This is a genomic window from Paenibacillus sp. PK4536 (assembly GCF_028594455.2).
GTDB classification, from domain to species: Bacteria; Bacillota; Bacilli; order Paenibacillales; family Paenibacillaceae; genus Saccharibacillus; species Saccharibacillus nuruki.
Genome location: NZ_CP126313.1, coordinates 2021331 through 2040884, shown reverse-complemented (window position 1 = coordinate 2040884; position 19554 = coordinate 2021331). Strand labels below are relative to the sequence as shown.

Annotated in this window: 21 protein-coding genes; 3 read left to right on the top strand and 18 right to left on the bottom strand. The window is 37.2% G+C overall.

Annotated features, from left to right (window positions below; translation table 11 throughout):
* Positions 1 to 181 precede the first annotated feature (181 nt).
* The gene (locus PO903_RS09315) at positions 182 to 784 is read left to right on the top strand and encodes a TetR/AcrR family transcriptional regulator (RefSeq protein WP_069326831.1); all 603 of its coding nucleotides are present in this window, start codon (positions 182 to 184) and stop codon (positions 782 to 784) included.
* Between the two features lie 156 nt (positions 785 to 940).
* Positions 941 to 2131, top strand: a complete 1191-nt coding sequence (locus PO903_RS09310; protein WP_069326832.1) for an MFS transporter — start codon at positions 941 to 943, stop codon at positions 2129 to 2131.
* Positions 2132 to 2217: 86 nt separating this feature from the next.
* Here PO903_RS09310 and PO903_RS09305 read toward each other — a convergent pair whose 3' ends face one another.
* From PO903_RS09305 to PO903_RS09280, 6 genes are all read right to left on the bottom strand, one after another.
* Positions 2218 to 2751: a hypothetical protein gene (locus PO903_RS09305; protein WP_273593233.1), complete on the bottom strand. Its 534-nt coding sequence runs from the start codon at positions 2749 to 2751 to the stop codon at positions 2218 to 2220.
* Between the two features lie 19 nt (positions 2752 to 2770).
* Complete coding sequence (locus PO903_RS09300; protein ID WP_137221376.1) at positions 2771 to 3301, bottom strand: GrpB family protein; 531 nt, start codon at positions 3299 to 3301, stop codon at positions 2771 to 2773.
* Positions 3302 to 3474: 173 nt separating this feature from the next.
* Positions 3475 to 4989 carry an efflux RND transporter periplasmic adaptor subunit gene (locus PO903_RS09295; RefSeq protein WP_273593232.1) on the bottom strand — a complete coding sequence of 505 codons (1515 nt, stop codon included), beginning with the start codon at positions 4987 to 4989 and terminating at the stop codon, positions 3475 to 3477.
* Between the two features lie 69 nt (positions 4990 to 5058).
* Entirely contained in the window at positions 5059 to 6576 is a 1518-nt protein-coding gene (locus PO903_RS09290) for a DHA2 family efflux MFS transporter permease subunit (protein ID WP_069326836.1), read from the bottom strand.
* A gap of 12 nt (positions 6577 to 6588) precedes the next feature.
* Positions 6589 to 7242, bottom strand: coding sequence for an HlyD family secretion protein (locus PO903_RS09285; protein WP_069326837.1), 654 nt, complete (start codon positions 7240 to 7242; stop codon positions 6589 to 6591).
* A gap of 160 nt (positions 7243 to 7402) precedes the next feature.
* A complete protein-coding gene (locus tag PO903_RS09280) occupies positions 7403 to 8020 on the bottom strand; it encodes a TetR/AcrR family transcriptional regulator (protein ID WP_069326838.1) in 618 nt (205 codons plus the stop codon).
* Positions 8021 to 8482: 462 nt separating this feature from the next.
* Here PO903_RS09280 and PO903_RS09275 point away from each other — a divergent pair, with 462 nt between their 5' ends.
* Positions 8483 to 10201, top strand: a complete 1719-nt coding sequence (locus PO903_RS09275; protein WP_273593231.1) for a cellulase family glycosylhydrolase — start codon at positions 8483 to 8485, stop codon at positions 10199 to 10201.
* A gap of 61 nt (positions 10202 to 10262) precedes the next feature.
* On the opposite strand, the gene PO903_RS09270 is transcribed toward PO903_RS09275, so the two are convergent.
* The 12 genes from PO903_RS09270 to PO903_RS09215 form a co-directional block, all read right to left on the bottom strand.
* A complete protein-coding gene (locus PO903_RS09270) occupies positions 10263 to 10628 on the bottom strand; it encodes a hypothetical protein (protein ID WP_273593230.1) in 366 nt (121 codons plus the stop codon).
* A 124-nt stretch (positions 10629 to 10752) separates the two neighbouring features.
* Entirely contained in the window at positions 10753 to 11301 is a 549-nt protein-coding gene (locus tag PO903_RS09265; RefSeq protein WP_137221383.1) for a GNAT family N-acetyltransferase, read from the bottom strand.
* Between the two features lie 57 nt (positions 11302 to 11358).
* The gene (locus tag PO903_RS09260) at positions 11359 to 12018 is read right to left on the bottom strand and encodes a M48 family metallopeptidase (protein ID WP_273593229.1); all 660 of its coding nucleotides are present in this window, start codon (positions 12016 to 12018) and stop codon (positions 11359 to 11361) included.
* Between the two features lie 139 nt (positions 12019 to 12157).
* Complete coding sequence (locus PO903_RS09255; protein WP_273593228.1) at positions 12158 to 13054, bottom strand: SDR family oxidoreductase; 897 nt, start codon at positions 13052 to 13054, stop codon at positions 12158 to 12160.
* Positions 13055 to 13214: 160 nt separating this feature from the next.
* A complete protein-coding gene (locus PO903_RS09250; protein WP_273593227.1) occupies positions 13215 to 13400 on the bottom strand; it encodes a hypothetical protein in 186 nt (61 codons plus the stop codon).
* A 12-nt stretch (positions 13401 to 13412) separates the two neighbouring features.
* Complete coding sequence (locus tag PO903_RS09245; RefSeq protein WP_273593226.1) at positions 13413 to 13769, bottom strand: PCYCGC motif-containing (lipo)protein; 357 nt, start codon at positions 13767 to 13769, stop codon at positions 13413 to 13415.
* A 41-nt stretch (positions 13770 to 13810) separates the two neighbouring features.
* On the bottom strand, positions 13811 to 14560 hold the full coding sequence (locus PO903_RS09240; protein WP_273593225.1) for a hypothetical protein: 750 nt from the start codon (positions 14558 to 14560) through the stop codon (positions 13811 to 13813).
* 218 nt (positions 14561 to 14778) lie between these two features.
* Entirely contained in the window at positions 14779 to 16149 is a 1371-nt protein-coding gene (locus PO903_RS09235) for an amino acid permease (RefSeq protein WP_137221393.1), read from the bottom strand.
* Positions 16150 to 16443: 294 nt separating this feature from the next.
* Positions 16444 to 17190 carry a tRNA pseudouridine(38-40) synthase TruA gene (gene truA / locus PO903_RS09230; protein ID WP_273593224.1) on the bottom strand — a complete coding sequence of 249 codons (747 nt, stop codon included), beginning with the start codon at positions 17188 to 17190 and terminating at the stop codon, positions 16444 to 16446.
* A gap of 94 nt (positions 17191 to 17284) precedes the next feature.
* Positions 17285 to 17608 (bottom strand): hypothetical protein, encoded by a 324-nt coding sequence (locus tag PO903_RS09225; protein WP_273593223.1) that lies wholly within the window; start codon positions 17606 to 17608, stop codon positions 17285 to 17287.
* 137 nt (positions 17609 to 17745) lie between these two features.
* On the bottom strand, positions 17746 to 18612 hold the full coding sequence (locus tag PO903_RS09220; RefSeq protein ID WP_069326847.1) for a phosphotransferase: 867 nt from the start codon (positions 18610 to 18612) through the stop codon (positions 17746 to 17748).
* A 198-nt stretch (positions 18613 to 18810) separates the two neighbouring features.
* Complete coding sequence (locus PO903_RS09215) at positions 18811 to 19377, bottom strand: hypothetical protein (RefSeq protein ID WP_273593222.1); 567 nt, start codon at positions 19375 to 19377, stop codon at positions 18811 to 18813.
* Positions 19378 to 19554 lie beyond the last annotated feature (177 nt).

Below are 19554 nucleotides of genomic sequence, written 5' to 3'. Positions count from 1 at the left end.
ACATATTTTTTATTTTGGGAATTGATTTTTCCTATATTGGAATTGTATGGATAAGGAATAGATATAATAAGATCCACTTGCCAAATTCAAAATTCTCTGTTAACATACTGAACAAACGTTCAGTATTATTTCTTCTATAATAATGTTATCCAGCACACTTAATGAATCGGAGTGAAAACTCGTGAATAAAAAGCAATTGCAAACCGAACAAACTAAAAAAAGAATGTTAGATGCGGCTCGTGCCTTATTTGTACAAAAAGGATTCAAAGCCACTTCGATTGAAGATATCGTAGCTGCTACAGGTAGTAGTAAAGGGAATATCTATTACCATTTCAAAAGTAAAGAAGGTCTGTTTCTTTATTTACTGGATGAGTGGAATCGGGATTGGGAAGAAAAATGGCAAGAAAAAGAACATCTGTATCCTACCACTGTCCAAAAAATATATGGGCTTGCTGAACATCTGGTACGTGATGATCTCAGTCATCCACTTACCAAAGCAGCAGATGAATTTTTTAATAGCGATGAAAAAGATAATGATGTTGAAGAACGCGTGTCTACCATGATGGCTTCTCATCTAAGCTTTAATCAGCAATTGATTCAACAAGGGATCGATAGTGGGGAATTCAAGGCGAACGATGCCGCTAAGTTAGCTATTATTATGGAAAGTCTGATTATTGGATTAGGTCAGATGTCTCGTCAAGCGAGTATTGAGGAAGCTTTGAATGTATATGAATTAGCTGTTACTGTGATGCTATATGGTATAGCCAGCCCTATGACTTCATAGCGATGTACAAGTAAATTAAGAACAAGCCAAAATAGAGTATGTTGATGTAGCTTCATCTATGATGATCAGTATCATAACTTATTCTATTATTAACATATTACAGACCGAACGTTCAGTATTATAAAATGATTAAATGAATAGATGGAGGATTTACTCATGTCGTTATTACTTCGTAACAGAGGTGCTATACTGCTTCTGATGATCAACATTTTTCTTATTTTTACAGGCGTAGGCTTAGTGATTCCAATCATGCCTACATATATGAATGAACTTCATATTAATGGTAGTATGGTCGGATTACTGGTGGCTGCTTTTTCATTCAGTCAATTAATCTGTTCCCCGATTGCTGGACGATTATCTGATACATGGGGACGTAAAAAAATGATCGTATCCGGTATGATTATTTTCGCTGTATCGGAATGGTTATTCGGGATTGCAAATGATCCTACATTATTGTTCGCTGCTCGGATGTTAGGCGGTATTGGTGCAGCCTTTATTATGCCTGCGGTTATGGCGTACACTGCTGATATCACATCCGATGAAGAACGTGGTAAAGGGATGGGTTATATTAATGCGGCGATTACGACTGGATTTATTATTGGTCCGGGTATCGGGGGATATATTGCTGAATTTGGTATTCGGGTGCCGTTCTATGCGGCAGGTATAGCCGCAGCGATTGCAGCTGTAATCACCTTATTGGTATTGCCTGAATCATTAACAGCAGAGAAGCGCAAAGCAACAATCGCTGAAGCCTCTCTTACCAAGCAACCAAATATGTTTTTACAATTGATTCATTCCTATCGTGAATCGTATTTTCTTAGTCTGGTAATCGTGTTCGTTATGTCTTTCGGATTAGCCAATTATGAGACGGTATTCGGATTGTTTGTCGATCATAAGTTTGGATTTACACCAAAAGATATCGCCTTTATTATTACCTTCGGTTCGATTGCCGGGGCTGTTGTACAGGTCAGTGCGTTTGGCTGGATCGTCAATACATTTGGTGAGAAGAAAGTCATTTCATGGTGTCTTGTGTTCGCATCACTATTCGTACTGTTAACGTTATTTGTCAATCAGTACTGGATGATATTAGTCGTTACTTTTATTGTATTCTTATCGATCGATATTCTAAGACCTGCGATCAGTACACAATTATCCAAAATTGCTCATAATCAGCAAGGTTATGTCGCTGGTCTGAACTCCGCGTATAGCAGTCTGGGTAATATTGCAGGGCCGATTGTCGCTGGATTATTATTTGATATCAATATTGGCTTCCCTTATATGGCGGCAGCGATTGTATTATTCTTATGCTTTATTCTATCGCGTAATACGAAGAAGCTTGATGTATAAACACCCTATTTAATCACCACCATATCTAATCATACCAAAAGAGTATCTATTCAGCAGATCGCTGTAGATACTCTTTTTTGCTTTCGTTATCGCCAATCTTCTGCTATAAAACAATAACGATCATCTTGCGGAGGATCGATCATCAGATGTACCAATGGTGTTAAATAAGGTTCTAATCGTTCTGCGGCAAATACACTGGTTTCTGTTACTTCTACAGGGTGTTCTAGATTCGTAATACTGAGCTTCACACGATCAGGATACATCCAAATAAAAGCTTTTACGCCTGCAATGATTACATGTTTGGGATGTTCTATTTGTGGATATGTCCACTTTGCTGTAGTAGAACTAGATGAATCCGGTGATATCCCTATCATCGGTAGATCTAACTGTTCAAACACTTCATGTAATTCTTCTTCTGACTGAATCCGAATCGCAATCAAAAGACAATCGCCATCTCCCACATGTCCTCCATAAGCTCGACAATATCGAAAATACTTCAATCGTTTAGACCATTTCAACAATGTATCCAATGAATGACGTTCAAAAAAGTAGCGTTCCCATAATTGCTGTTCTGATAGAGGTGTATGAAGAGGTTTGTTTTTCTTTTTCCTATTCCACATTGGCTACTCCTCCTTCTATTCAAAATGATGATCGATTCGCTTTGGCTAAAATTCCTTCTACAAAATCAGTCTTGAGTATTGTGTATTGTTCACGGTCTTCTGTTTGCTTAATAATCTGTTGCTTCAGTTGCCCGTAAGCGATAACTTCATCAGGATGCTGACGAAGATAATTGCGAAAAGTAAGGTGTCTATGTAATTCCAGATTATCTTGAGCACATACATATAAATGTTGATTCATCCAGACTTGTTGATCGGGTTGCCAGGGAACATAATCATCTATTCGTCCAAAAGCTTCTCTGCCTTCTACCCCTAAATCTCCTCGATAGTGATAGCCCAATAGACTCAATGCTGTAATAACCTCTGGCAATTGCTGTCTACTCGGGATTACGACGACGATATCTAAAATAGGCTTGGCTATTTGCCCTACAATCGAAGTACTACCGACATGTTCAATATGTAGCATTAATTCTTGTAACTGCTTCGTTAAAATGTGTTTAATCTGTTCAAACTGTTCTGCCCACTTGGGATTGTATACTTGAATGTCTATCATTGTTCGTACCTCCTTTATACTGTTCAAGTGTATATCATTCTATACTGATCTATTATCTGATAATAAAAAAATAACGCTTCAAACAGAATTATACCTGTTCAAAGCGCTATTAGACTACTGGCAATGATTCATTTCATCACTCTAATGAATTAACCTTTTTTATTCAAAACTCATTATTGCGAAACAGTGATCGGATTTTTATCTTCTAATAAAGCAAGATTATTTGTGATGACGGTATCTCCATCATTTAGACCACTATTGATAAATACTTGTGATCCTGTTGCTTTGCCTAAAGTCACTTGCTTACGAATGGCTATATTTTTTTGTACCACATAGACATACGATTTGCCATCAATCGTTTGGATCGCTTTGGAAGGAACAATAATTCCTTCTTTAGCACTTGCATCGACAAAGCTAATATCTGCTAACATACCAGATTTAAGCTTATTATCTGCATTGGATACAGCGATTTTGACAGGATATCCTTTACCACTATCATCCAATGGACTGATATTTTTCACTTTACCTGTTTTGAGAATATTGGATGAAGTGACTCGTACTTGTACAGGATCACCAATTTTAACATTATTGATTTGATCTGCTGGAACATAGATCAATGTATTCACTGTACTTAAATTGGCAATAACAAGTGCCGGTGAAGATGTAGATGCCATTTCGCCCACTTCTGCATTTTTAGTACCGATAATACCGTTGATCGGTGAAGTCACAACAGCATCATCTAGAGCATCTTGAGCAATATTTACATTCAATTCAGCTTGTTTTTGCTTTTGCTGACTGGCTTCAATACCTGAAGTGCTTTGTGACACTTCTAGTTGTTTCTGTGCATTGCTATAACCACTGTTAGCATTCTCATAACTGCTGGTTGCATTTTGATAAGCACTTTGAGCCGTACTCAAATTTTTCTTCGCAATAACTAATGCTTTTTGCGCTGCATTTAATTGTTCTTGCGCATTAACCTGTGCATTTTTAGCATTATCATTTGCCGTTTGCGCTGTTGCTTGAGCGGTCTGTGCTTGTTCCAATTGAGCTTGAGTAGCTAATCCATTTTGAAATAAAGACTGGGTACGTGTTAATGTCTTTTGCGCCGCAGATAATGTTTCTGTCGTTTGCTTAATATTGTTCGCTGCACTCGATACAGCTGTTTTGGCTTGCTCTACCGCTGTGGTTGCTTGATTGATTGCTCCATTGGCTTGGTTGATCGAACCTGTTGCTTGATCGATTGCACTTTTCGATGAAATAATTCCATTTTTGGAGCTAACTACACCAGAGTTGGCAGAGACCATACCTGATTGTTGAGAATCTTGAGCCGTTTTGACTGCTGCTCCTGCCGCGGCTACATCTGCTTGCGCTTTTGCTAGATTGTTGCGAAGATCATTGTCTTCGAGTTTGAGAAGCACTTGTCCTTTTTTAACTTCTGTTCCGATATCGACAGGTAGTGATACCACTTTCCCACCCATTTTTGGAATAATATTAACGGTCTCAGAAGGTGTCACGGTACCTGTATAAATTTCACCTTTACCGATTAACCCTTTTTGTGCCTGACTGACTTTGACGGTGACGTTCATCGCTTGTGTTGTTGCCGCTGCACTATTGGAAGAACAGCCTGATAACACAACGGTTCCAACCAGTAATGCTGCTAATGGTAATTCCCATTTTGTTCTTTTCATTCGTGTTCCCTTTCTTTCTATCTATATTGGATGAAAAGCTTTCTGATCTGAAAGCATCTATGGATATGATTATTCTTTGATCGCTTTGACACCTTTACGTCGACTAATAAATAAGAATATAAATGGAATCGAGCAAAATAGCGGAATTGATGATACTAAGAAGGTATCAGCTATCCCTCTAGAATAGGCATCAAGGGTAATCAACCCTGAGGTAATGGTCGCCCATGAGCTTCCCAATGTCGATTGAAGCGATTGTGCACCATCGAGTGTGATCGATTCTGAGATTTGTTGCGAATGTAGAGCAGTACGACTTTGCATTAAGAACGTCAAAATCGCAATTGCCATTGAACCTGCTATCGTACGGACTAGATTAGATGCCGTCGATGCTTTACCTACTTTTTCCGGTGCAACAGCATTCATCCCTACTGTTGATAAAGGCATCATACAGATCCCAATTCCCATACCACGGAACATCAATACCACTTGTAGCCATAGATGTGAAGTATCCGGAGTCAGTGTGTGTAGATGATATGTCATTAAGCTTGTTAGTGTTAAGCCAAATAATGCAATCGGTACAATCCCAATTTTATCAAATAATTTACCAGCAATCGGCATCATCACAGCCATAGCGATCGCTTGCGGTAATAAGATAATCCCTGTATGCACAGGCGAGACGGACTGAATATTTTGTAAAAATAATGGAGATAAGAATGTTCCTCCATACAGCCCCATCATGACAAAACTTGAAGTGATCACACTAATCGTAAATTTATAATTTTTAAATAAAGAAATATCGATAACTGGATTGTCTTTGCCACTTTCGACAAAAATCAAAAAGACCAATGACCAGAAAGCGACGAAAAATAATCCTACAATTTTGAAAGAACTCCAACCATCGCTTGAACCGCTAGATAGTGCGTAAAGCAATGTTCCTGCACAAGTAGCTGCTAGTAAAAATCCAGCTAAGTCGAACTTAACTCTAGCGCCTTTAGGCGGTTCTTTGATCAATACGATTACCATCAAAATAGCGAATAACGCGACAGGAATACAGACGATAAATAGGAACCGCCAGTTAAACCATTCAATCAAGTATCCACTCAGTGTAGGACCGATAGCAGGTGCAGCCATTGCAGCTACGCCCCAGATCCCAAGTGCCATACCGATCTGTTCACGTGGCATAATTTTATATACGATCGTCATACTTAGCGGCATAATTACACCGCCACCTAATCCTGCCAAAATACGTGCAGCGATTAACGACGAATCACTCCATGCAAAAATACAAAATGCTGTTCCTAATGTAAACACACTAAGTGCAGCGATCAAAAATTTCTTATAACCAATGCGCTGCTCCATAAATCCCGTGATCGGAACAATTATTCCTGATGCGAGAGTATAGCCGGTAATCACCCATTGAATCCGTGACGTTGTTGATCCTAAATCTGTGGTCAACTGAGGAATCGCTACATTGATCAGACTGTTATTCAAAATAGCGACAAAAGCTCCTAATATAATTGCGATAAAAGCAAGCCAGCGTTCTCTGGGCGAATCTGCGGGAGGAGCGGCGGCAACAACAGTGTCAGCCACATAAACCTCTCCTTACGATGTATGAATTTTCACAACCACATTTGTTCCAGGAATCAATTTCATGTCTTTCGGTACATTCAGAGCAATCTCTACAGGAATACGTTGTGTGACTTTGTTAAAATTACCACTTGTATTGGTTGCCGCAATATTAGCAAAGACCGAGTTAGACGCTTCACCAATTTTGCGAATTTTACCTTGAATCGTGTAGTCTCCATCTGCATCTAACGAGACATCAACCACTTGACCTGGTTTAATACGATTAATATCTGTTTCTTCAATATTGCTTGATACATATAGATCATTCATATCTGCCATAATCGCTACAGGAGAACTAGGTGTACCAATCTCATGTTCTTTGGAATAAATTTTGAGCACTGTGCCATCAATAGGAGCACGTAATACCGATTTGCTAATCATGCTAGAATCTAGACCAGATACATCTTGCTCTGCAATCGGTTCGTTTTGTTTCAGTACATCGCCTTCTTCAACATCAATATGATTGAGTTCAGCTGTAATCTGTGGCATTACTTTGTATTGTGTTGCTGAAATACGAGCATCTTCTGTTTTGACAAAATGAGTTCCTTGATACCAGTAATAATAACCTAACGTGCCACCGCTAATAACTAGTAACACGATGAGAATTGACAATACAATCTTCCTTCTCACTTACTCCACCCCTGTAGTTCAACTTTTTTTATTGTTACAACAAGCACTCTTAAACATACTTGTTATGAACGTCAATCTTACAGTCATTATGCCCTTCTTCTCCAAGCACACAAAGACAAGGAATAAGATGATTTCTAATTTAACAAGTCATCTCTATTCCTTATTTGTCGATACTCAAGCCTCGCTTCAATAAATCTAATTCCAACTCGTAGTAGCCAATAATTTCATCCAACGGTACTTCTTTTGCAAAAAAGCGGATAAAATTCTGAATCGTGATCGCTACAATAATTTTAGTCAAATGAAGAACTTCCTTTTCATCAGCTACGTTGAGACGACTTCGATTGATCGAGCGGATAAATTCATTGGTACGTTCTTTGGCCGCCGGTTCATTCACATTCAGTGCTAATCGATGTTCTACTTTATAACTCATATTCAAAAAGATATTTTGAGCAAAATAGCGATATTCGTGGTGCTGAAATCGTTCTAGCATCATTTTGAAAAATTCATTAAAAGCAATAAAAATATCACCGTCATTTTCTTTAAGTAGCAACAACACTTTCTCTCGATTGTGCTTGTTATACTCTTCCAAAATATAAAAGAAAATATCTGCTTTATCCTCAAAATATTGATAAAAACTTCCTCTAGGAATACAAGCTTCTTTGATAATGTTCGCAATAGAAGCATCTGCTAGCGAAGCTCTAGAAAATTCTTTGAACGCTGCATCGATTAACACTTTCCGTTTTTCCTTAGGCAAATTAAAAAAAGTCTGAGTAGGCATGGATTCACTCCAAATTGAGCATTTTGGTTCATATCATATTATTTCAAGTGTAAAAAATTACATAAACAATTATAATGTGACACAGTGTCACATGTCAATAGTGTTCTGCTCCATATCTTCATATTTTCTTTCCTTATCCTTATATTTACATTATTTGCAAGTTAGTTTTGCTATTTTAGCATCTTATTTTTCGCTCTAAAATAGGTAAAATCACTAATTTTTGTATGAATTTATTACCAATTTTTATGGTATTTTGTTTCTACAATCAATGCTATATTACACTTTAGAAAACGCTTTCATTACTAATTTAACAGGAGGTGGTATCGCTTACAACATTTCTTCTACCTATATAACCTGTTTCTGCAACGACTGTTTGTCAAAGAAAACGTTTGTTTGTTTTCAAGATGTACAGATCATTACGTTTACAGATTGTCCATAACTTTCACAAAGGAGACTTTATTAATGAAACGTAAATCCAAATCGTATCTTTCTTTAACTGTGATTGCGGCTATGTTCCTTTCTTTATTTTCTTCTTCAATGGCTTCAGCCGCTTCTGATGAAGAACAATCTTTATCTGCTGCGACAACAAGTATTCAATCATATGTCAGTGCGATGCAACCGGGTTGGAATTTAGGGAATTCCCTGGATGCTACAGGGGCAGATGAGACTTCATGGGGTAACCCTCGTGTCACCAAAGAATTGATTCAACAGATTGCCAATCAAGGATACAAAAGTATTCGTATTCCTGTGACCTGGGATCAACATACAGGCAGTGCACCTAACTATACAATTGATGCTGCTTACATGAATCGTGTACAAGAAGTAGTGAATTGGGCATTGGATGCGAATCTATATGTCATGATCAATATCCATCATGATTCCTGGTTATGGACAAGTTATATGGGACGAGATCATGATGCTGTACTTGCCCGTTACAATGCGGTATGGACACAGATTGCAGATCGCTTCAAAGCTTCTTCTAGTAAGTTGATGTTTGAAAGTATTAACGAACCTCGCTTTACAGAAGGCGGAACAACCGATCCTGCTACAGCTTACAAATTGCTAGATGAGCTAAATACTTCTTTCCACAAAATCGTAAGAGCATCCGGTGGAAATAATGCAACACGTGCAATTGTTCTTCCTACTCTAGCTACTTCTTCAACACAAGCAGATCTGGATGCACTATCCCAGACGATTGCTAAATTAAAAGATCCTAACATTATTGCTACGGTTCACTATTATGGCTTCTGGCCGTTCAGTGTAAATATTGCTGGCTATACCAAATTTGAAGCAGATACGCAAAAAGATATCACAGATACCTTTGATCGTGTCTACAACTCATTTGTTGCTAAAGGCATTCCAGTCGTTATTGGCGAATTCGGATTGCTCGGCTTCGACAAAAATACAGGCGTTATCGAACAAGGCGAAAAACTGAAATTCTTTGAATTCTTTTCTAACTATGTACGTCAAAAAAACATGACCACGATGCTATGGGATAACGGACAGCACTTTAGCCGTACAGCCTACAAATGGTCAGATCCTGAACTATATAATGTGATGAAAGCAGGTTGGACAGGACGTTCTTCTACTGCTGAGACTGACCTATTGTACTTCAAAAAAGGAGCAGCAATCCAAGACAAAACAGTGAAATTGAATCTCAATGGTAATACATTCAGTTCCCTTTCCAATGGTAGTACTACACTTGTTAAAGGTACCGATTATACGATCAGTGGAGATACCCTTGTTATCAAATCCAGTCTAGTGACCAAGTTGCTGGCTTCAGGTAAATTAGGAGTCAATGCTACACTAACAGCTAAATTTAACAAAGGTGCCAACTGGAACTTTAATGTGATCTCGTATGATACACCGAAAGTGAGTGCTACAACAGGCACAACCAGTTCATTTGCTATCCCTACGACTTTCAATGGTAATCAGCTAGCGACAATGGAAGCTACGTATACAAGTGGTGGAAATGCAGGTCCACAGAACTGGACATCTTATAAAGAATTCGCAACAGCTTTCAGCCCGGATTATAGTGCCAACGTGATCAAATTAACACCAGACTTTTTCAAAGAAACCAACGATGGCGAAGTTCTACTCAAATTCTACTTCTGGAATGGTGATGTTGTTAATTACAAAATCACGAAGAGTGGATCAAGCGTAGTCGGTAAAACATCTTAAAATAATAAAACAACAAAGGCAAGCTACGGTTAATATATCCGCAAGCTTGCCTTTGTTCTGTTTACAATTCTTCCAATTCTAATTCATCGATACTTGTCCAGATACCATCCACTTTCTTACCCAAATCCGCTAAAAAATGAGTATGATACCCTTCCACTCTCCAGATGATTCGACCAGATAATATAATTTCATGTTCACACTTTAAATGGTAATACACCGTCTGATGTTCATCTTTCCAATGATCGGTGACTGTCTCGATATAATATCCTCTACGAAACATATCTGCTAACAATTCCTCCGAGTTATGCTCTTTCAAAATATCGATATTCACCCCTACGACTTCATGGAGTTGCTTCAATACGTTGTACACACACTCTTGAAATTGGTTAGAAACCTGATCTATGTAAGTTTCCATCAGCTTTTCCAAATTCAACATCTCCCAGATATCATATTAGTATTACCTTTTATTATATACTAATTTTATCCATCAGAGTTTTTTAATTGAAATTAATATTCATATCATTTGTGAAGTGTATAGCTTTTCTTTAAAGTTATTTTTGTAAATCTTCTTCAATAATAGCGAGCGTGATATGATCTTGCCAGACGCCATCAATTTTCACATTTTTACGAGCAATGCCTTCTTTAGTAAATCCTGCTTTTAACAATACTTTGATCGATCCAATATTGTGAGGCATGACACCTGCTTCGATACGATGTAATCCCAATTCACTAAATGCGTGTTGCACGATCACTTTTACAGCTTCACTCATATATCCTTTACCATTGTAGGTTTGATCGAGAAAGTATCCGATCCAACCACTTTGTAGATTACCTCGTACCACTTCAGACAAAATCACTTCGCCGATTACAGTATCTGTATCTTTGAGAAAAATCAGAAAACAATAGCTTGTATCTTGTTCGCTAGATTCTAAAAAGCGGTGAACTCGTTCAGCTTGACCTTCGTATGTATAGAAGAATTCATTACGTGTGCCAGCGAAAGCTTTGAAAAATTCTCTATTGTTCACCTCTAAAGCAAGCAATGAAGCTATATCTTCTTTCACAAGTGGTTTAATCGTTAAATGTTCTGAATGTAATATCATGTTCCGACTCCTTTGATTTAAATGTACAGGTGAGATTACCCTTTTCAACTTAAAAAACTAAAGTGTCATATGCTGTCCATGTCTTGCTAGATACTCTTCTTTGTCTTTGTAATCTGGCATAATACTGCCTAATTTTCTCCAGAAAGAACGATCATGGTTCATATGAAGTAAATGACAAAGTTCGTGCACAATTACATAATCGATCACTTCTATCGGAGCCATAGCAAGGCGGTAATTAAACGTGATTTTTTTGCTCGAATGACAACTTCCCCATTTGGTGGTCGATTCTTCGATATCGATACTTTTTGGCTTTACCCGTAGTTGCTTCTGGTAGCCTTCAATACGTTCGAGAACAATTTTTTTACAACTGGTAAAATAAAACTTTTTCAGCTTCTGGCGTAATTCTTCTTCACTGGCATCGCCAACCTCAATAAGCTCATGCAAAAAATACTTTTTCCCTAAATATAAAAACTGCCCTTGTTCTTCATATTCTTTGGCTTGAGGAACCGCATTCGCTTTAGCTTCATCTAGCTTACTTGTATTATCCAACAGCCATTGCTTATTTCGCTCCATCACCCGCAAAATATCTTCTTCCGGGGTTCCATTAGGAGCTTTGACTGTAATAAGCCCAATCGTTTCAAGCTGAATCGATATCTTCGTACGCTTGCTATATTGCACATTAAATTCAATTGTGCGCTCATCGAATTGTATTTTCATAGACATTCTCTTTTCTACTATAAAATATAGGATTTTACTTCTTATCATATCATTCTATGATGCCAAAACAAAAAAAGAGAGGCTGTATGCCCCTCTTCGTATCTATAATATGGTTGTAGTTATGAGTATAGTCAACGAGTTATGGACTAACCATACCACCGTTAGCATTGATCGTCTCGCCACTCACATAGCTAGATTCTTGGCTAGCTAAGAATACATACGCTGGAGCCATTTCTACCGGCTGTCCTGCACGTCCAAGTGGTGTGTTAGAACCGAATTCTTTCAATGCTTCTGTTGGTTGTCCACCTGCCACTTGTAGCGGTGTCCATACTGGACCTGGTGCTACCACGTTGACACGGATACCTTTTTCACCAACTTGTTGTGCCAGTGCTTTACTGAATACATTGATTGAACCTTTAGTTGTTGCATAATCCAGCAATCCTGGTGAAGGAGAGTACGCTTGGATCGATGATGTATTAATAATTGAACTACCTGGTTGCATATGCTTAATCGCTGCTTTGCACAACCAGAATAGAGAATATACGTTTGTTTTGAATGTAGCATCAAATTGTTCTGTGGTTAGATCAGCAATCGATTCTACGAACTGCTGTTTACCTGCTACATTAGCTAGAATATCGATTCCACCTAATTTAGCTACAGTGTCTTCGATCAATTGTTCACAGTATTGCTCATCTTTAAGATCGCCAGGCATTGCATATGCTTTTTGACCTGCTTCTTCGATCAATTTCACGACTTCTTGAGCATCTGCTTCTTCTTCAGGTAGATAAGAAATTACAACGTCTGCACCTTCACGAGCAAAAGCGATTGCTGCTGCGCGTCCGATACCACTATCTGCTCCTGTGACTAAAGCTTTGCGTCCTGTTAAGCGACCTGTACCACGATAACTCGTTTCTCCAGAATCTGGAAGTGGAGTCATATCTTTTTGCAAACCAGGTTCTGGTTGTTTTTGTTGCCAGTCTTCATTTGCCTTAGGATGTTGAGTCGTTGGATCTTGCTTTTGATATTGGTCAGCCATGATTGAATTTCCTCCTCTGAGATGATGTTTATATTGGTCGTTCTGGAAATTAATGAGCTCTTTTTCTATGTAACCGTGATAGCTTATCTTCAAACATATTTCAGTATGATAATAAAATAAAGCCAATATAATTAGATATTGGCTTTATCCTATTTAATATTTAATTTTTGCGTGAATGATTAATAGTTCTTTTTGAAACTAAAAAAGTAGCAATTAGCAAAAATACTAAACCACCTATCCAACCTACTAATGGCGCGTATTGAAATATATGTTGCGCTGTAGTGCCTACTAAAATTAGGCAGACTCCTAAAACAGCAAATACTATAATCATATTTTTGTTAAACATTACGTTTACCTCCTATTCATATTTACTTTTGAGCTCAGTGAGTATCTTTTGATTTGTTTCATTCTTATCTTTTAACTCTCCGATAAACAATGCTTCCTGAATACATATCCCACAATTTTCCCCATGTTTAGAAGTAAAGCAATCGTAAAGATATTTATGATGTTCTTCTTTCATACAACCACAATAACAAGATGCTTCTTTAAAAATCTTAGGATATTTTTCAGCGTAATGGTAAGCTTTAACAACTTCTGGAATATCGCTATTTAACTGTGATGCTTTAAGAACTGGAACAGGTTTTACTAGAAAAAAAATAGATAATGCAACTACTGACACAATTAAAAATCCTAAAAATATATTCTTTTTACGCATATAAACCTCCAAAATCTTACAGAAAAAGTTCTAAGCAAATTTTAACTACACTGTGATGTGCAAAGTCCTACTACAGTTCCAGCGCCTATATCTGCAGCAGCTAAACATGCTAAACAACCTACTCCTGCTGTAGCAGCACATCCTCCTGCACAAATTATTCCTAAAGCAGTTATTGCCCAAGCTGCAACTCCTTTAGAAGCAAGACAATCATTTAAACAAGACCAAAACCCTAACGTACTTGACGAAGGAGTAGAAAGATCAATAACTTTTCCAGTACTTGTTACTTGAGATCCAGAAACAAAATCTCCTTGAAAGTTAATAATTCCATCTAATTTTTTTACTCCATTTACTAAATAAATAGCGTGTACTTTGCCTATAGTTTCATTTAATCCCATTAAAAGTTGTTCTTCGATTTTGTTACCTTCAGCATCCATAACAATTATATAATTGCTATCTTTAGCTTCTCCTAAAATAGGATAGTATACAAAATAGGCGGTACTTTTATTATTTTCTACTTTCATAATATGTTTGTTAGCATGATCAAATTTTAGTTTTGAAGAATAATTAAGTATTACTTTCTCAGTTTGTTTTAGATAACCGTTATTTTCTATCTTAGAATATAACATTTGTGCGATTTCAGTATCATTATTAACACGACTTAGTTCATTATCAGTTGCGCTTGTAGCCGCATTTACTTTGGCTTGATAAGATAAAATACTTATCACTAAAAGAATTGCTACCAACATACTAGCTATAATTTTCTTGTTTAAAATAAAATTATTTTTCAACATATTGAAACTCCTTATCGTGATTTTATTTATCGGCCGATAAGAAAACATTATCATATTCTTTTTATTTTTTCAAATTAATTACATTTTTGATTTATTAATGGATAATAAATTTCCATTTAAACTAATTTGGAAAGGTAGCTTTCGAACAATAAAAAGCACCTATCTTTTTCTAATACTATAGAAAAAGATAGGTGCTTTTATCATTTTATATGTTTACCTCAATCTATCCGCTGATCCGATTTCTTCCCAATTCGAAACACATAATAACTAACGATCACAATCGCAATAAACACAATGCCGACGATTAATGAATTGTGCGTATCCGGGTTAAACCACATGCCGATCAGCACCAGCGATAAGAAGATAATCACGATATAATTACTGACCGGGAAAAATAACGATTTAAATGGATGTTCGTGGATATCATTTTTCCATTTTTTGCGAAACTTGAACTGGCTGAATGCCATGGCTAACCACGGAACCATGCCTGGTAAAATACTGGCACTATAAATGTACAAAAATAATTTGGAATCTGGAAATAAGTAATTGAACAGAACGCCTACCAACAGTAAAGCGATTGTTGTCATAATACTGTTACGTGGTACACCGCTTTTCGAAATTTTAGCAAAAAATGGTGGCGCTTGTTTATTTTGCGCTAGTGTATACAGCATACGACCTGCACTATAGATCCCGCTATTACAACCAGACATCGCTGCGGTAAGCACTACAAAGTTAATAATACCTGCTGCCGCTACAATACCTACTTTGGCAAATGTCAAAACAAATGGGCTTCCTGTCGTACCTACTTCATTCCAAGGATAGATTGTGACAATAACGAAGATTGCACCTACATAGAAAATCAGTATCCGCCAGATAATATTTTTAATTGATTTTTTCAGTGTTACTTTAGGATTTTCTGCTTCCCCTGCGGTAATCCCGATCATCTCGATTCCCTGATATGCCGCTGTCACAATACATAAGGCGAATAAGAATCCTTTTAACCCGCCAGCAAAAAATCCGCCATGTACATACAGATTAGATAACCCGATTGGTACACCGCCATTGCCCAGTCCAAAAAAGATCATGCCTGTGCCGATCACAAGCATTGCACTAATCGCAACCACTTTAATCATCGCAAACCAGAATTCAAATTCTCCATAAAACTTAACAGCCGCTAGATTGGCTGCCGCAATAATGCCGACACCAGCTAATGCTGGAATCCACTGTGGAATCTCCGGGAACCAGTACCCTACATAAATACCTATAGCAGTAACTTCCGCCATCCCCACCGTTACCCATAAAAACCAGTAACTCCATGCCGTTAAAAATCCAGCCAATGGACTGATATATTTGTGAGCAAATGTTGCAAACGAACCTGTGACCGGTTCAACGATTAACATTTCACCCATCATTCGCATCACAAATAACATAATTACACCTGCTACCAAATACGCCAACAGCACAGAAGGCCCTGCCCATTGAATCGTACTGGCTGATCCCATAAATAGACCGACACCTATCGTTCCTCCGAGTGCAATCAGCTCAATATGGCGTGTTTTGAGACCTCTAGTTAATTGTTTCGTTTCCAAACAAAACGCTCCCTTTCAACTGTGTTCATTATGTACAACAATTATAATATGGCTGTAAATGTATTCGCTGTGACATACATTAACGCATTACAGAATTGCTTCAACAAATTGTAAGGGAATATGTAATGAAATACAACTACTATTATCACTAAAAGATAGATACCTTATTACGAAAAAAAGTAGACCTTTTCAAGTCTACTTCCTTATTGTTATATGATATTATTTCTGCATTGTTTTATACGATTTTGGCGGAATGTCATATAAAGAAACTGGGTGTGGTTTTTAAATATTTATCTATTCTGACTTGAATTGAATCTGCTCTAAATAAAGCCCTTCTGCATCTGCCATACCACCAGTTTGTAGCTTTTCTTTAGATAGCAAAATCGTCGGAATATCTGAAGCTTGCTTTTCTCCTAATCCTACTTCGATCAGTGTACCGACCATTTTGCGTACCATGTTGTATAGAAATCCATTTCCAGATACACGGAATTGTACAAATCCATCCACTACCTCGACATCTAATGTGTAGATGGTACGTAATGTATCTTTTTTCTTCGACTTGGCATTAGAATAGACTGCAAAATCATGTTCTCCCAGAAAATGAGCACAAGCCTCTTTCATTTTAGCAATATCTAGCTTTTTGGGAACATGCATACTGTACTTCCGCATAAAAGGATGGCTATACGCTTCGTTCCATATTTTATAAATATACGTTTTGTTAGTCGCATGATAACGTGCATGAAACCGATCGTCGACTTTAGATACTTCTGTAATGCTGATATCTGCTGGTAAATAATGATTCAAAAAGTTAAAAATTTTGGACTCTGGCAAATCTTCTTTGATTTTAAAATGTGCGACTTGATGTAGTGCATGTACCCCAGCATCGGTACGGCTAGAACCTATAATTTCAATCGGTTGATCGACCAGTACAGAGATGGCTTTTTCAATCTTACCTTGCACTGTATTGTCGCTATCTCCAAGCCGTTGCCACCCTTTATAACGCCCACCATCGTATTGGATGATTAATTTGTAATTGTTCATGTGTACTCCCTTTGTGTTGGATAAAATAAATACTTTGAAGATATCTACTGTATCATATTATGTGTATTTCGTTTGGGTTTTAAATAATTGATTTTTAGTCTTCTATTTTTGTAGGTTCCCATGCGTAACTACAAGTTTCACACCTAGAAGTCATGCCACTCTTTATTATTTTGATACATGTAAACAATGTTAATAGCCCGATTAAAATAATTATTCCTAGTGCAATAGGATGTTTCATTAACAGATTATCTATTGTGTAAGCTATAGGCTGTACCATTAAATTATTATCTGCTATGTAAGCTATCACAAAACAAATCATTGCACCAAAATAAAATAATATGCAAGCAATTCCCCATCCTGATCCTGTAGTAACTTTTGCCGAATCGCATCTTGGACAACGTTCCCATTCATAAGCCATACTTCATTCCCCTAACATTTTATAATAGCTCTCCATAAGATCTTAGTACTATAATGCGATCTAAAGTAATAAAAAAATAATTTTTTCAAAGCAAAATATCTTATATTTATGTATTACGACATATGTGGCTGAATATTTTACACTTCACAATTCCTTTCTGCCAAAAGTGGATTGTTAGCTATGACTTGCTTTATATTCTGCTGTGCTTGTGGCTGTACCGTAATCCCGCCCTGACGAGCAAGCAATATCCACCGGAGACAGGCAAGTGCTTCAAATATGTGTAATTCTTCTTCAGATATCGGGTGCTCTGCTAGATAAGCATCACGGAATACTTCAGCATATCGCTCTGAAATATAAATTTTCTGCAATGTCATCGACCAGACCGCATCATATCTCGCATCCCCTAATTGTCCATTCGTCCAATCGATTACGGTATAACGGTTTTCAGTAGTCAGAATATTTCCCAGATGAAAATCGCCATGAATCACACGATTCTGCTCTAGCGTAATCATAGGCATAACCTGATACAGTATGTCGCTAATATCGGTGTACATTGCTACGTCAGGAAAAAAGTAATCTATAAAACCGTATTTCGGAAGTAAAGCATATTCACTTTCTGTGATCTTAACATGATGAATAGCAGACAATAAGGTAGCAGTCTGAACAATTTTCTTTTTGTTCATGTTGGTAAGTGCTGTCCCGTCAAACGTTGTGAGTAATACTTGATCTTGATTATGAAGCATACCCCACCCTATCGGCTTAGATACAGCAATCCCTTTAGCCAAAAGAAACTGCAATAACTGATATTGTGCTTCTACATCTGGCTTTGCCTGTTGATTCCATATTTTCAAGACCAAATCACCTTGAGCACATGACAACTTGATGACTTCTGCTTCAAATCCTTGATCTAGCGAATGCTGAATTATATCGGATTTAGGATGTAATAACGTATGTAAAAGATCATCTTGCTCATTCCACTGTATGTTGTGAAGGATAGTAGGCAACAAGGTTCCTCTTTTCTGGCAATATGTACTACCCGTATTTTACATTTATCTTATCATTTCTACAGATAGGATACATCTCAGAATAGGTAGCAAAACAATTATAAAAAAAGAAGCGGAATTGCACACTATTATGCTTATTCCACCTCCACATGTTCGATTTAACGTAGTCCTTTTATATTTGTCAGACTATAGGTATATCTATGAGTTTGCTTTCAAATCGTCTATATCTTTTTCAAAAGCATCTTGATATTGTTCAAACAATCCTGTGTCAAAATTATAGTCTGAATCGTTCGCTTTAGGAGGATCTGTTTGTAATTGTTTGTAAAGTACATCGGTTTCACTAGAAAGCTTCGTCCATACTTTTTTCACATTAGCATATTTACTATCGTGTAATCCTTGTACATAAGTATTATATTCCGTTTTCTTATCCATTGCTGTACCTAAACGCTCTACTAAAAAGTCTATATCTAATTTGTCGCCTGTAGCACTGGTTCCCCTGTAAGTATACGAATTGATGTTTACAAATCCATCATTCCAAATGTCTGAAGTTACAAAATTTCTAATTTCGCTCAGCTTTGATTCTACAGTAGGTTGTTCTGCTTGAGTCGTAGCATCACTATTACTCGCAATCTGGTTACCTGCTGCTTCACGAATAGCATCAGCAATTTTTTCCTCATCTGTTTTTTCATTTCCACACCCTGCAAATACACTTAAAGATAAACAAGCTAGTCCAATCATTACTGTTTTTTTGCTCCAAATAGGCATCGTCTATTACTCCCTTTTTTCATTTTACATACCTTTATTATTATCGGATGATTTAGAAAAATTATGAATTTTTAGAGATACTATTCTATTTTGGATAAAATCTTTTTTAGCTAAAAGTCTATGTTTAGACACAAAAAAAGAGGAGCTTATGGCTCCCCTCTGTTGTTACCAATCATC